General features: G+C 72.2%; 11 protein-coding genes. 5 read left to right on the plus strand and 6 right to left on the minus strand.

Annotated features, from left to right (window positions below):
• Positions 1–5: 5 nt before the first annotated feature.
• The 4 genes from AC31A1_RS16975 to AC31A1_RS16990 all read right to left on the minus strand — a co-directional run bounded on the left by AC31A1_RS16975 (position 6) and on the right by AC31A1_RS16990 (position 5,572).
• The gene (locus AC31A1_RS16975; protein ID WP_489654127.1) at positions 6–1,682 is read right to left on the minus strand and encodes a SpoIIE family protein phosphatase; all 1,677 of its coding nucleotides are present in this window, start codon (positions 1,680–1,682) and stop codon (positions 6–8) included.
• 164 nt (positions 1,683–1,846) lie between these two features.
• Positions 1,847–2,527 carry a class I SAM-dependent DNA methyltransferase gene (locus AC31A1_RS16980; protein ID WP_489654117.1) on the minus strand — a complete coding sequence of 227 codons (681 nt, stop codon included), beginning with the start codon at positions 2,525–2,527 and terminating at the stop codon, positions 1,847–1,849.
• A 196-nt stretch (positions 2,528–2,723) separates the two neighbouring features.
• The gene (locus tag AC31A1_RS16985) at positions 2,724–4,916 is read right to left on the minus strand and encodes a TerD family protein (RefSeq protein ID WP_489654118.1); all 2,193 of its coding nucleotides are present in this window, start codon (positions 4,914–4,916) and stop codon (positions 2,724–2,726) included.
• 77 nt (positions 4,917–4,993) lie between these two features.
• Positions 4,994–5,572 (minus strand): TetR/AcrR family transcriptional regulator, encoded by a 579-nt coding sequence (locus AC31A1_RS16990; protein WP_489654119.1) that lies wholly within the window; start codon positions 5,570–5,572, stop codon positions 4,994–4,996.
• 227 nt (positions 5,573–5,799) lie between these two features.
• Between AC31A1_RS16990 and AC31A1_RS16995 the strand changes: the two genes are divergently transcribed.
• The 4 genes from AC31A1_RS16995 to AC31A1_RS17010 are packed head-to-tail and all read left to right on the plus strand — an operon-like array spanning position 5,800 to position 10,742.
• The gene (locus AC31A1_RS16995) at positions 5,800–6,387 is read left to right on the plus strand and encodes a 2Fe-2S iron-sulfur cluster-binding protein (protein ID WP_489654120.1); all 588 of its coding nucleotides are present in this window, start codon (positions 5,800–5,802) and stop codon (positions 6,385–6,387) included.
• On the plus strand, positions 6,384–7,376 hold the full coding sequence (locus AC31A1_RS17000; protein WP_489654121.1) for an FAD binding domain-containing protein: 993 nt from the start codon (positions 6,384–6,386) through the stop codon (positions 7,374–7,376). Before AC31A1_RS16995 ends, AC31A1_RS17000 begins: the two co-directional genes overlap by 4 nt.
• Positions 7,373–9,508, plus strand: coding sequence for a xanthine dehydrogenase family protein molybdopterin-binding subunit (locus AC31A1_RS17005; RefSeq protein ID WP_489654122.1), 2,136 nt, complete (start codon positions 7,373–7,375; stop codon positions 9,506–9,508). The genes AC31A1_RS17000 and AC31A1_RS17005 overlap by 4 nt, the downstream gene beginning before the upstream one ends.
• On the plus strand, positions 9,501–10,742 hold the full coding sequence (locus AC31A1_RS17010) for an XdhC family protein (RefSeq protein WP_489654123.1): 1,242 nt from the start codon (positions 9,501–9,503) through the stop codon (positions 10,740–10,742). The genes AC31A1_RS17005 and AC31A1_RS17010 overlap by 8 nt, the downstream gene beginning before the upstream one ends.
• Positions 10,743–10,751: 9 nt before the next feature.
• On the opposite strand, the gene AC31A1_RS17015 is transcribed toward AC31A1_RS17010, so the two are convergent.
• Positions 10,752–11,435 carry an HAD family hydrolase gene (locus AC31A1_RS17015; RefSeq protein ID WP_489654124.1) on the minus strand — a complete coding sequence of 228 codons (684 nt, stop codon included), beginning with the start codon at positions 11,433–11,435 and terminating at the stop codon, positions 10,752–10,754.
• Between the two features lie 19 nt (positions 11,436–11,454).
• Positions 11,455–11,931, minus strand: coding sequence for an Lrp/AsnC family transcriptional regulator (locus AC31A1_RS17020; protein ID WP_393753578.1), 477 nt, complete (start codon positions 11,929–11,931; stop codon positions 11,455–11,457).
• A gap of 179 nt (positions 11,932–12,110) precedes the next feature.
• On the opposite strand from AC31A1_RS17020, the gene AC31A1_RS17025 reads away from it, so the two are divergent.
• Complete coding sequence (locus tag AC31A1_RS17025; protein WP_489654125.1) at positions 12,111–13,619, plus strand: FUSC family protein; 1,509 nt, start codon at positions 12,111–12,113, stop codon at positions 13,617–13,619.
• Positions 13,620–13,669: the final 50 nt, after the last annotated feature.

Consider the following 13,669-nt stretch of genomic DNA (forward strand, 5'->3'; position numbering starts at 1 on the left):
TGAGATCACTGGCCCTTCGGGATCTGCTGCTCGAACCACACGACCTTGCCCGTACTCAGCCGCGTCGCTCCCCAGCGCTGGGCGAGCCGGTCGACCAGGAACAGACCGCGGCCGCCCTCGTCGCCGGGCGCCGCCTGCCGCATACGGGGCACCTGGGGCGAGTCGTCGGTCACCTCGCAGCGCAGCACGTCGGTGCGCAGCAGCCGTAGTGAGATGGGGCGGGAGGCGTACCGCACGGCGTTCGTGACGACCTCGCTGACCATGAGTTCCGTGCTGTCCAGCAGATCGTCCAGGCCCCAGCGGCGCAGCACCCTGCGGGTCAGCCGGCGGGCCTGGCCCGCGGTGAGCGGGTGGGGGTCGAGGTGCCAGTAGCCGACGCTGTCCGGCGGGAAGCCGTCGAAGCGGGCGGTGAGCAGGGCGATGTCGTCGTCGCGGGGGCCCGGTGCCAGTGCGGTGAGGATGCGGTCGCACAGCCGCTCCAGCGAGGACAGGCGGTGCCGGTGCGGGGTGGCCTGGAGGTGGGTGCGCAGGGCCTCCACGCCCGTGCCCACGTCGGTGTCGCGGGACTCGACCAGGCCGTCGGTGTACAGGACCAGGGTGGTGCCGGTGGGCGCGGGCATCTCCACGGACTCGAAGACGACGCCGCCGACGCCGATCGGCGCGCCCGGCGGGACCTGGAGCACCTCGGCGTGGCCGTTCGGGCGCAGCAGTACGGCGGGCGGGTGGCCGGCGTTGGACATGAGCAGGCGGTGCGAGATCGGGTCGTAGATCGCGTACAGGCAGGTCGCGATGTGGTCGCTGCCGAGACGCTGGGCCTGTTCGTCGAGGTGGTGGAGGACCTCGTGCGGGGGCAGGTCGAGGCCGGCGAGGGTCTGCACGATGGTGCGCAGCTGGCCCATGATCGCGGCGGAGGTCATGGAGTGGCCCATGACATCGCCGACGATCAGCGCGACCCGGCTGCCGGGCAGCGGGATCGCGTCGTACCAGTCGCCGCCGACCTGCGCGGTCTTCGAGGCGGGCAGATAGCGGCTGGCGAGTCGGATGCCGGTCGACTCGGGCAGCGAGGACGGGAGCATGGTGTGCTGAAGGGTGTCCGCGACGGAGGCCTCGTGGCCGTACATCACCGCCTTCTGGACGCCGATGGCGGTGTGGGTGGCGAGCTGGGAGGCGACGAGCAGGTCGTCGGCGGTGAACGCGGAGCGGTCCGGGCGGCGCAGCAGGACGACGGTGCCCATGACGTGGTGGCGGCCGTGCAGCGGGGCGATGATCAGCCGGTGGCCCGGCGGCAGCGTGCCGTGCGCGCTCGCCGCGGGTCCGAGCAGTTCGGCTACGGCAGGGTGGATGCCGGGGTCGTCGCCGAAGGCCGGCCGCCCGGCCAGGAGCAGCTTCGCGAGCCGGCCGGTGACCACGGGCTGTACCCGCTCGGCCACGCTCGCGTACTCGGCGTGCGGCATCAGCAGCGCGCTTCTGGCCTCCGGTGCCCGGTCGACGCTGTGCAGGCGCAGGACGACGGGCGCCGCCGACTTCTCGTCGCCGACGGGCAGCGGATCGTGCAGGTGGATCACGATCGCGTCGGCGAAGGCGGGCACCGCCGCCCACCGCAGTTCCCGCAGCGTCTCGTCCAGGTCCATCCCGCGGGCGATCCGCCGGGTGGCGACATCGAGGTACTGGAGCCGGTTCATCTGCTGCGCGGGCGTCCGGCCGAGCGGTACGACGGGCGCCGGGCCGCTCGCCGAGGAGCCTCGCCGGGCGGTTCCGGCGGGGCCTTCGCGGGGGCTGGGTTGCTCCGTCACGCGCTTCGTCCCGTCACTGGTACGGCAGCGGCCGCCGGGTCGGTCCTACGGCCTCAGTCGCGCCGTCGGCAGCAGAGGAAGACCTGTTCCTCGGGCGGGACGTCGGCGGTCGCCGGGGCGTAGGTGTAGGAGTTCTCCTTCACGATCTCGAAGCCGGCCGAGTCGAGGATCTTGTGCAGGTCTTCGAGGAGATAGCCGGAGACCCTGATCGTGTTGCCCAGGAAGGGGATCTCGAAGTCGTCCACATGGGCCTCCACCATCGACAGGGCGAACAGCCCTCCCGGATGCAACAGGTGGTGGATCGTGCGCAGGGCGAGCGGGATCTCCGCGCGCGGGAGCATCAGCAGGGAGAAGAACGCGGCGACCCCGTCGAAACGGCCCAGGTCACGGGCGCCGCCGGGACGCAGGTCCGCGAGGTCGAGCTGGTGGAACGTGGCGGTGGGGACGTACTCCCGGGCCAGCGCCACCATCCGGGCGGAGAAGTCCACGCCGACGACCTCGAAGCCCGCGTCGGCCAGCTGCCGGGCGGTCGGCACACCCGTGCCGGAGCCGAGGTCCAGCACGCGGGCGCCCGGATCCAGGGACTCGATCAGCCAGTCACCGGCGCCGACCTGGCCCTCCTTGTGCGGGAAGGCCTCGTCGTACCGGTCCCCGATGGCGTCGAAGGCCTCGGCCTGACCGGTGCGGTCGAGCCGAAGGCTGTCGTAGCCGGACCCGTCGTGCGTTCCGCTCACTGAAGTGGCCTTTCGTCCGCGCATAGAGGATTGTCCCACAAGTCCGTGAAGTGAGGTTTCTGCGGAAAAAGAACGTGAGGGGCGCCCTGGGGCACCCCTCACGGAACGTCGAGGGCGAGGAAAGCGGACGGACTGGTTTCAAGGAGTAGTTGAGAAGGAAGCCCGTCCATGGCCTCGCCGGGGTCGACGTTAGCAGTCAGGCGGGGATCAGGTCGCGCAGATTTTCGAGAGTGATGGCAAGAGATCCGGCGGGCAGCTCGGCCGGGCGGCTCATACCGATGAAGGTGACCGGTCCGTCCGGGACCGTCTCGCCGTCCCACAGGGTCACCTTCGTCGCGTTTCCGCTCATCAGGTCGACGAGATGGCGCACGGTGAGCTGCTCGCGCTCGACGATCCCGCGCAGCAGGTTGGCCACCGTCACGCGGTTCTCCTCGACCCGGTTCGCCGACGGGCTGCCCTTGAGGTACAGGTGCAGCCACTTCGCGCGCCAGGTGCCGTCCTCCCCGCGCAGGAACACCAGCGGCAGTGCGACCCGTCCCGCCCCGCGCAGCTCCGACTTCATCCGCACGGTACGCGGCTCGAACGGCCGCCCCTGCTGCTCGTCCTCGCGCAGCATGAACCCGAAGAACGACTCCTCGACCTCCTCGAAGCCCTCGCCCGCGAAGATGTTGACCTGCGGGACGATGAAAGCCCCGCGCACGGCACCCAGCCGCAGATTGATGAACTCCGAGGCCCCGTCCGGCGCTTCGACGATGTCACCGGAGTGCTCGCCCTCGACCTCGGTGAGCGAGGTGTACGACAGCCACGTGTTCGTGGAGTAGTCGGCGTTGAGCATCAGCGCCGACAGGTCGAAGTCGGTGCGCCGCTCGGTCTCCTTCCAGTACACGAAGAACCGCAGCAACTCGCCCTCGACCAGGGAGAGGGACCCGCGCGGCAGCACTCCCAGCCCGGCCGCCGTCGCCTTCCCGCTCAACGGCAACGCCACGTCCAGCACGTCGGGATCGACCAACAGCCGCTCCGGAGAAGGCAGTCGACGCCGCGTCTCGTCGTCGAGCGCGGCGATCAGCCGACTCCGCTCCGCCGGTCCTACGATCGACCGCTCGTCGTCGGTCACCCAGGTGCGGCCGCGCCGGTTCACGAAGACCCGCAACTCCCCGGTGTCCCGGGCCCGGTTGTGCAGATGCTCGCGCACCGACAGCACGACCCGGCCCGACACCTTGGGCACCACCTGCTCGGCGGCGGCCACCACGGCGTCCCGCTCCTCCTGCGTGAGCGCCATGCGCAGCAGCCGGTCCAGCGCGCGGAACAGCTTGCCCGGCGCCGACTTCAGCAGCTCCGCCGCCCCCAACACATCGTGCCGGGCGAGCAGTTCCTCCACCCGGCTGTCGAACGACCGTGCCTTCAGCTCACCGCGCGCGACCGCGAACACCTCGGCGGCACGCGGCAGGCCCGGGTACTCGTGCGGGTGCAGCCGCTCCCCGAGCCGCTTCCACGCCTCGCGGTGCGCGTGCACGTCGGCGAGCTTGGCGGGGGACGCGGCGACCACGGAGTCCAGCCCCGCGAGCAGCGCCCGCCGTACCGGACGCGACGGCGACCGGAAACGGGTCGGCTCCGCCAGCGTCACATCACCGTCCGACAGTGCGCAGGCCAGCCGCAGCACATCGGTCACGGTGTCCAGCAGCAGCTCCGAACCCGCCTTCATCCGGGCCCGGTTGACGATCGCGCGATTCTCCCGGACCGGGATCGCCTCGGGCTGCGGTCCGTCCGCGCACCGCTCGGCCAGCACCCGCAGATCGCCCTGGTGCTCCTCGCTCAGGGGTGTGGTGCTGCCGGCCAACGCCAGGTACAGGGCGGTGAGTTCGCCGACGAGGTCGCCGCCCGCGTGCAGCACCGTGAGCCGGTCGCCCGCCGCAGCGATCAACTCGTCCTGGGAGGCGAGCAGTTCGGCGTACGTATGCTGGTATCTGCCGTACTTCGGCAGTCCGAGCAGATTCACCACGCCGGTCCGCAGCTGCTTGAGCGTCGCGGACGAGGTTTCCTCGTCGTGGAGTGCGTCGACGACGCACTCCATCCAGAAGTCCACGGTGTCGGGCACGTTGGCCGGGAAGTCGATGAAGTAGGCGTTGTGCTGCACGTGATCGCCGACCAGCTCGCGGACGGTCCGCAGCGTGCGTCCGGCGATACGGACGACCGTCTCCTCGGGCAGTCCCGACAGCCGTTCCAGCAGTTCGGCGGAGAGCTTGAAGCCCACGGAGAGCAGCGCGGCGTCGAACTGCCGCGCAGCGGTGGCGCCTTCACCCACGGGACCCGTGGCTTCATCCAAGGGGCCTGTGGGGAGGGGGACGCGGAACGTGTGCCGGAGGACCAGTGGTTCGAGACGGTCGATCATTCCCGCATGGTCCCAGAACCGAACAAGCGGGCGCATTCGGGTTTCCGTGGAGAGCGCCGAGCGGTGAGGGACGCGGGTCAGCGTCCGGGCGCTCCCGCCCGCAGTCCGTCCATGACCAGGTCCAGGAGGCGCCCGGCGCGCCCCTGCCAGTCGCCGTGCGGTTCGATCTGCCACAGGCCCGCGATGGCGAGAAAGAAGTCGTCGGGGGTGACGCCCGGGCGGATGGTGCCGGCCTCGTCGTTCGCCCGCAGGAGCAGCGCGACGGCCTCCGTCACCGCGCCGTGCCCAGGCTTGGCCGGGGTGCCGGACGCTCCGGCCGCCTGCCGCAGCGCCCCGGCCAGGCCGACCTTGGCCCGGGCGAACCGGGCGAGGCGGTCCATCCACTCCCGCAGCGCCCGGTCCGGCGCGCTCGTCTCCAGCAACGGGGCCGCCGCATCGGCGACCTGCTGCATCTCGTGTCGGTAGATCTCCAGCAGGAGCGCTTCGCGGTTGGGGAAGTTGCGGTAGAACGTGCCCTGCCCGACGCCGGCCTTCCGGGCGATCGTGCTCAGCGGGACGTCCGCCGCGAGCGTCAGCTCGGCGAGCGCCACTTCGAGGATGCGCTCGCGGTTCCGCTGGGCGTCCGAGCGCTGTGGCGTGCCCAACTCTTCGCGCACTCCTCCTCCTTCAGGGAAATACGGCAGAGCCGACCTTGCTAAGCGGACAGCTGTCCGTTAGGTTCCTGGATAGCGGACAGCTGTCCGCTTAGAGCCCACTCTACCGGCAGAACGGGCTGCGCGAACGGCTGGACCGATAGCCGACCGGCATTTTCGTGCGACCCGTGGGCTCACGGATCTCCTCGTCCGACTCCGACGCGCCCCCCATCCGCGAGAGAAGGCTGATCATGGCCCCATCGACGTCCAGCGTCATCACCCTGAACATCAACGGAGAGAAGCACACGCTGCCCGTCGATCACCGCACCACCCTGCTCGACGCCCTGCGCGAACACCTCGACCTCACCGGCACGAAGAAGGGCTGCGACCAGGGGCAGTGCGGGGCCTGCACGGTCCTGCTCGACGGCCGCCGGGTCGTCTCCTGCCTCCAGTTGGCGGTGGCCGCTGAGGGGCGCGCCGTCACCACCATCGAGGGCCTGGCCGACGACGGCCGGCTGCATCCCGTGCAGCAGGCGTTCCTCGACCTCGACGGCTACCAGTGCGGCTACTGCACCCCGGGCCAGATCTGTTCGGCCCTCGCGGTGATCGAGGAGCACGCGGCGGGCTGGCCCAGCGCCGTCACCGCCGACGTACGGCCCGAGGCGGGGCCGCCACCCCTCACCGCCGAGGAGATCCGGGAGCGGATGAGCGGCAACCTGTGCCGGTGCGGCGCGTATGTGTCGATCGTCCAGGCGGTCGCCCGGGCGGCCGAGGCGCGGCGGACGGAAGCGCCGCGGGCCGATGAGGAGCAGGGCAACGTCAAGGAGGCCGCGGCATGAGGGAGTTCGAGTACCGGCGGGTACTGGACGTCTCCGGCGCGGTCGCGCTGCTCGACGCCGAGCCCGACGCCCGTTTCCTCGGCGGCGGCACCAATCTCGTCGACCTGATGAGGGCCGGCGTGGAGCGTCCCACGCGGCTCGTCGACGTGCGCGAACTGCCCCTGGACCGCGTCGAGGCGACGGTGGACGGCGGCCTGCGCATCGGCGCCACCGTCACCAACAGCGACCTCGCCGCGCACCCCGAAGTGCGGCTCCGTTACCCGGCGTTGGCCCAAGCGGTGCTGGCCGCCGCCTCCGGACAGCTGCGCAACATGGCCACGGTCGGCGGAAATCTGCTCCAGCGCACCCGCTGCGCCTACTTCACCGACGTGACCCAGCCCTGCAACAAGCGGTCCCCCGGCAGTGGTTGCCCCGCGCTGACGGGCGAGCACCGCAACCACGCGATCCTCGGCGCCTCCGAGCACTGCGTGGCCACCCACCCCTCCGACATGGCGGTGGCGCTGGCGGCCTTCGACGCGGTCGTGTCGTACGAAACCGCCGCCGGGCCGGGGGAGTTGGCGCTCACGGACCTCTACCTCCCCGTGGGCGACACCCCGCACCGCGAGACCGCGCTGCCGCCGGGCGCGCTGATCACCGGGGTCACGCTGCCACCCGCCCCGGTCGCCGCCAACTCCCGCTACCGGAAGGTGCGCGAGCGTGCCTCCTTCGCCTTCGCGATCGGCTCGGTCGCCGCCGCCCTCGACGTGCGCGACGGTGTCGTGCGCGAGGTACGGCTGGCCTTCGGGGCGGTGGCGTCACGGCCGTGGCGGGCACGGCGGGCCGAGCGGGTGCTGACCGGGGGACCGGCGAGCGCCGAGGCGTTCATGGCGGCCGCGGACGCCGAACTGGCCGCCGCCGAGCCCCTGTCGGACAACGCCTACAAGGTCACCCTGCTGCGCAATCTCGTCGTGGCCGTACTGACCGAACTCGCCGAGGAGACCGCTCGATGACCACCACGACTCAGGCCGTCCGGCCGACGGGTGCCTTCGGAACCGCCCACACCCGCGTCGAGGGACGGGACAAGGTCACCGGCGCGGCCCGCTACGCCGGAGACTTCCCCTTCGCTGAACTCGCCCACGGCTGGCTGGTGTTGTCCACCGTCGCCCGAGGCCGCATCCGCGCCGTGCAGGCCGGCCCGGTGCTCGCGATGCCCGGAGTCCTCGCCGTCCTGCACCACGAGAACGCACCGCGTGTCACCACCGACTACATGAGTGTCGTGGGCCCGCCCGACCCGGCCCTCGGACTGTTCCAGCACGACCGGGTCCCGTACGTGGGCTGGCCGGTGGCGCTGGTCGTCGCCGAGACGTCCGAGCAGGCCAGGGAGGCCGCCGAGGCGCTGGTGGTCGACTACGACGAGGAGCCGCACGACATCGCGTTCCACGCCGGGCACCCCGACGCCTACCTGCCGGCGGGCTCGCCCGTCGGACCGGCCGAGGTGGTGAAGGGCGACGTGGAGGACGCCCTCGACCGGTCCGCCGTGGTCGTCGACGAGAAGTACACGACACCCGAGGAGCACCACAGCCCACTGGAACCCCATGCCGCGACGGCCCGTTGGGAGGCCGGACGGCTCGACGTCGTCGACTCCAACCAGAGCACCGTGTGGGTGGCCGGCGAACTCGCGAAACTCTTCTCCCTCGACCCGGCGGCCGTGCGGGTGCGGTCCGAACACGTCGGCGGCGGTTTCGGATCCAAGGGGGTACGGCCGCACCAGGTGGCCGCCACGATGGCCGCGACCGTTCTCCAGCGCCCGGTCCGCGTGGTGCTGACGCGCCGTCAGATGTTCTCCCTGGTCGGCTACCGCAGCCCCACCACCCAGCGTGTCAGGCTCGGCGCCGACCCCGACGGCCGGCTGCGCGCCCTCGACCACCAGGCACTGAGCCTCACCTCGACCGTGCACGAATTCGTCGAACCGAGCGCCGCGTTCGGACGCCCGCTGTACGACGCCGACGCCCATCGCACCGCCTTCCGGGTCGTACGGCTCGACCTGCCGACCCCCACCTTCATGCGCGCCCCGGGGGAGGCAGTGGGCTCCTTCGCGCTGGAGTCCGCGCTCGACGAACTCGCCGAGAAGTGCGGACTCGACCCGATCGCCCTGCGCGTCCGCAACGAACCCACGGTGGGGCCTGTTTCCGGACTCCCCTTCAGCAGCCGCAACCTCCTCGCCTGCTTCGACGAGGGCGCCCGGCGCTTCGGCTGGGCCGGCCGCGACCCCCGCCCCGGCGTGCGCCGCGACGGGCGCTGGCTGCTCGGCACCGGCATGGCCGCGGCCACCTTCCACGTCGGGGTCGGCCCGTCCACGGCGGCCGTCACCGCGGAGGCGGACGGCACCTACACCGTGCGGATCAACGCGACGGACATCGGCACCGGCGCCCGCACCGCCCTGACGCTGGTCGCCGCGGAGTCGCTGGAGACGGAGCCGGCCCGGGTCCGGGTGCACATCGGGGACAGCGACCTCGGAGCCGCGATGTTCGCGGGAGGCTCGATGGGCACGCGCTCCTGGGCCTGGGCGGTGATGCGGGCCGCGGCGGACCTGCGCGAACAACTGGCCCTGGGCGGCGACATCCCGCCCGACGGCATCACCGCGCGCAGCGACACCGCCGAGGCCGTCGCCGCGCTCGCCAAGAAGGAACGGCACTCCTTCGGGGCGCAGTTCGCCGAGGTCGCCGTGGATGTCGCCAGCGGTGAGGTCCGGGTACGACGGCTGCTCGGCATCTTCGCCGCCGGGCGCATCGTCAACCCGCTGACCGCGCGCGGTCAGTTCGTCGGCGGGATGATCTGGGGCATCTCCATGGCCCTGCACGAGGAGGCGGTCCGCGACACGGCGTCCGGCGCCCAGGTCGGACCCGACTTCGCCAACTACCACTTCTCCGCCAACGCCGACATACCGGCCATCGAGGCGGACTGGGTCGACGACCCCGATCCGGACGACCCGGTCGGCATCAAGGGCATCGGCGAGATCGGGGTCGTAGGGACCGCCGCGGCGATCGCCAACGCCGTCTGGCACGCCACCGGCGTCCGCCACCGTGCCCTGCCGATCCGCCCCGACCGGGTCCTGACCGCGGGCGGGGCGCCACGTGCTTGACATCGCGGAGGAGTTGGACCGCTGGATGCGGGACGGCCGGGACTTCGCCGTCGCGACCGTAGTCACCGTGGGCGGCAGCGCACCGCGCCCACCCGGCGCCGCGCTCGCCGTCGACACCGACGGCACGGTGATCGGCTCGGTCTCCGGCGGCTGCGTCGAGGGCGCGGTCTACGACCTGTGCGTGCGGGCACTCCAGGACGGCGAGCCGGTCCGCGAACGCTTCGGCTACAGCGACGAGGACGCCTTCGCCGTGGGCCTGACCTGCGGCGGGGTGATCGAGGTCCTGGTCACGCCGGTGCGTGCGGGCGACCCGGTGTACGCCGCGGGGTTGGCGGCGGCGGCCGGGGGCGAGCCGGTGGCGCTCGCCCGGGTGGCCAGGGGGCCGGCCGAACTGCTCGGCAGGGCGCTGCTGGTGTATCCCGACGGGAGGCACGAGGGCAGCCTCGGCGCGCGGGACGCGGACGGCCCGGGCGAGGGGGGTTCGAGCAGGGCGGACGCGGGTGGCCTCGGCGAGGCGGACGAGAGCGGCCGCCACCGACCGCACGAAGGTCCCCGCGCCGGCCGGCCCCACCTCGACCGCACGTCGGCGGCCCAGGCCCGCGCGCTGCTGGACCTCGGCCGTACCGGATCCGTCGAGATCTCGGAGGACGGCTCGCACTGCCCCGGGGGACTGACCCTCTTCGTCGAGTCCAGCGTGCCCCCGCCCCGCATGATCGTCTTCGGTGCCGTCGACTTCGCGGCGGCGCTGGTGCGGGCCGGCAAGTTCCTGGGCTATCGGGTGACCGTGTGCGACGCCCGGCCCGTCTTCGCCACCCGGAGCCGTTTCCCGGACGCCGACGAGATCGTGGTCGACTGGCCGCACCGCTACCTCCAGCACACCGCCACGGACGAGCGCACGGTCCTGTGCGTACTCACCCACGACGCCAAGTTCGACATCCCCCTCCTCGGCGAGGCCCTGAGGCTGCCCGTCGCCTTCGTCGGCGCCATGGGCTCGCGCCGAACCCACGAGGACCGCAACCGACGGCTCCGGGAAGTCGGCATCAGCGAGCGGGAGTTGGCCAGGCTGCGTTCTCCGATCGGCCTCGACCTCGGCGGCCGTACGCCCGAGGAGACGGCCCTGTCCATCGCGGCGGAGATCGTCGCCGTACGTAACGGCGGCTCGGGCGTACCGCTGACCGGCTCGGGGGAGCCGATCCACCGCGACCGGAGCAAGAGCGTGCTGCGGGTGTCCTGAGGCGTGCGGTCAGTCCTCGGTGAGCCAGTCGTACGCCCCCTGCGCGCTGAACTCCGCCTGCCCGCCCCGCAATAGCAGCCCCGCCGTCGCGAACTCGGGGGCGTCGGACTGCGCGGCCACGTACGGGATCGCGACGCAGCGCATCCCGGCCGCGTGCGCCGCCGCCGCGCCGGGAGCCGCGTCCTCCAGGACCACACAGTCGGCCGGAGCCGCCCCGAGCCTGCGCGCGGCCTCCAGGAAGACGTCCGGCGCGGGCTTGCCCCGCGCCACCTCGTCCGCCGAGACCACGGTCCGCAGCGCCGCGTCGAGCCCGGTGCCCGTCAGGATCGCCTCGATGGCCTCCGGCGACGAACCCGACGCCACCGCCATCGGCACGCCCTCGCCCGTCAGCAGCTCCACGAACTTCCGCATCTCCGGGTACACACGCGTGGCGGCCCGCGCCAGCGCCAGATAACGGCGGTTCGTCTCCGCGAGCAGCTCCTCCACCGGCGCCTTCAAGCCGTAGCGCTCCTTCAGGAGGACGAGGGTCTCCTGGGTGCTGATGCCGACGAAGCGCTCGTGCTGGGCCCATGTGAAGTCCGGGACGCCGTGCTCGGCGAGGGTCTGCCGGGTGGCTTCGTAGTAGTTCGGCTCGCTGTCCACGAGTGTTCCGTCGAGATCGAAGATGACCGAGAGGCCGCCGAGATCGCTCATGGGTTCAGGATGCCAAGGGTCACGTGCCGGCCGCGCGGCCGATCGACTCCACCAGCGGCAGCAGGCGGTGCGGGACGCGCTCGCGCAGCGCCATCTCGGTGCGAGTGCGGACCACGCCCGGCAGGCTGATCAGCTGCTGGATCACGTCCTCCAGGTGGCCGTTGTCCCGCGCGACGACCCGGGTCAGCAGATCCCCGCCACCGGTGATCGAGAACGCCTCGACGATCTCCGGTACGGCGGCCAGCGCGTCCCCGACCTCGTCGAGATGCCCCTGGGTGACCTCGATGTGCACGAACGCGAGCACCGGGTGCCCGAGCGCGGCGGGGGAGAGGAAGGGTCCCGTACCGGTGATCACCCCGTCCCGCTCCATCCGGTCGAGCCGCGCCTGGAGCGTGCCGCGGGCAACGCCGAGCAGACGGGCATACTCGCGCACGCTGGTACGCGGCTGCTCCAGAAGCAGCCTCAGGATGCGGGTGTCGAGTTCATCCACGCTCATGACGGAGGACTGTACCAATGGCCCTGCACAATGCAGTTGCGCCAATGGCCCACCCAATCGCGAGCCACTTGAGCCAGTCGCCCCGATGATGCTCTCATGGGTACGTCGATGGCGCTGCGGACCTCCGCGGCGCCTTTTTCATGCCGGTGTCCAGAGGTACGCGCAGGGGGCGGGAAGCAGTGCTGAAAAGGGTGTTCGTGGCTCCGGACCCGGGGCGCGTGCGGCTGCGGTTCGCCGGTCGGGCCGTCCTCGGCATCGGCCTCGCCGTCGTCGTCTGCGCGCTGACCGGGCAGTCCCTCGCGGGCGCCGTCACCGGCGGTCTCGCCGCGCTGCTCGCCCTGTTCACGGTGACGGACGCCACGGTGCGCGGGCAGGCCGTCACCACCGCGCTGCTGCCCTGTGTGGGCCTGCCGGTGCTCGTCGCCGCGGCCGGACTGCACGACCACCCCGTCGCCCGCGACCTCACCTTCCTCGCCGTGGTCGGCGCCGGTGTCTACGCGCGCCGCTGGGGACCGCGCGGCCACAGCCTCGGCGTCTTCGCGTTCATGACCTTCTTCGTGGCGCAGTTCCTGCACGCGACCACCGACCAACTACCCGCGCTCTACACGGCAGTCGGCCTCTCCGTGCTCACCGCGGCGACGGTCCGCTTCGGTTTCTGGTGCTACGAACGCCGACTGCCTCCGACCGCGGTACCTGCCCCGACCGCCGGTCGCGGCCTCGCCCGTGTGACCACGAGGCAGGCGGTCCAGGCGACCGCCGGCGCCGGATTCGCGCTTGTCGTCGGCCAGTTGGTGTCCGGACAGCGCTGGTACTGGGCCGTCGGCGCCACCTGGTGGATCTTCGTGAACACCGCCTCGCGCGGCGAGACGGTGGTCCGCGGCTTCCGCCGCGTCCTCGGTACGGTCCTCGGCATCGCCCTGGGCCTGCTCGTCGCCGTACCGGTCCACGGCGCCCCCGTCCCCACCGCGATCCTGGTCGCCGCCTGCGTCTTCGGCATCTTCTACTCGGCCGCCGTCTCCTACACCTGGATGATGCTCTCCGTGACCTTGATGGCCGAACTGCTCTACGGCCTGCTCGGCGTCCTGAACCCCGGCCTGCTGGCGCTGCGGTTCGCGGAGACCGGCGTCGGCGCGCTCGGCGCCGTACTGGCCGTCCTCCTCGTGCTCCCCGTGACCACCCACACCACCACCGATGCCTGGATCCAGCGCGCCCTGCGCTGCGTCCACACCTGCACCGCCGAGGCCGCCGCCCGCCTCGCCGGTTCCGCGACGGCCGACCCGGCCGGACGCGTCGCCGAACTGGAGCAACTCCTGGGCCGGGTACGGCTGTCCGTCGCGCCTCTCGTGCACCCGCTGAACCCGGTACTCGGCCGCAAGCGCCGCGCCCGCCGCGTGCTCGCCCTGCTCGACGACTGCGCCCGCGAGATCCGCGGCCTCGTCGCCGTGGTCGCCGACCCGGAGGCCTCCCACGACGCCCGCCTCGCCGCCGCCTGCCGGCGCGTCGAGACCGCGGTCGAGGCACTCACCGACGGCGACGCGTCACACCTCACGGCCACGGCGGCCCGGCCGCCCGCCGAGCCCGCCCTGGCCCACCTCCACGGCCTGGAACGCGCCCTCACCGACCTCGCCGAGCCCTTGCGCGCCCGGTCCGGCGTGCCCCGCTGGAACAGACTCGGCACTTTGGTCTAGACCGGTCGTGATCGACTGCTACCGTCACCCCGGACAGCACTGACCGAGAG

It is taken from the genome of Streptomyces sp. P5F9 (genome assembly GCF_057961495.1).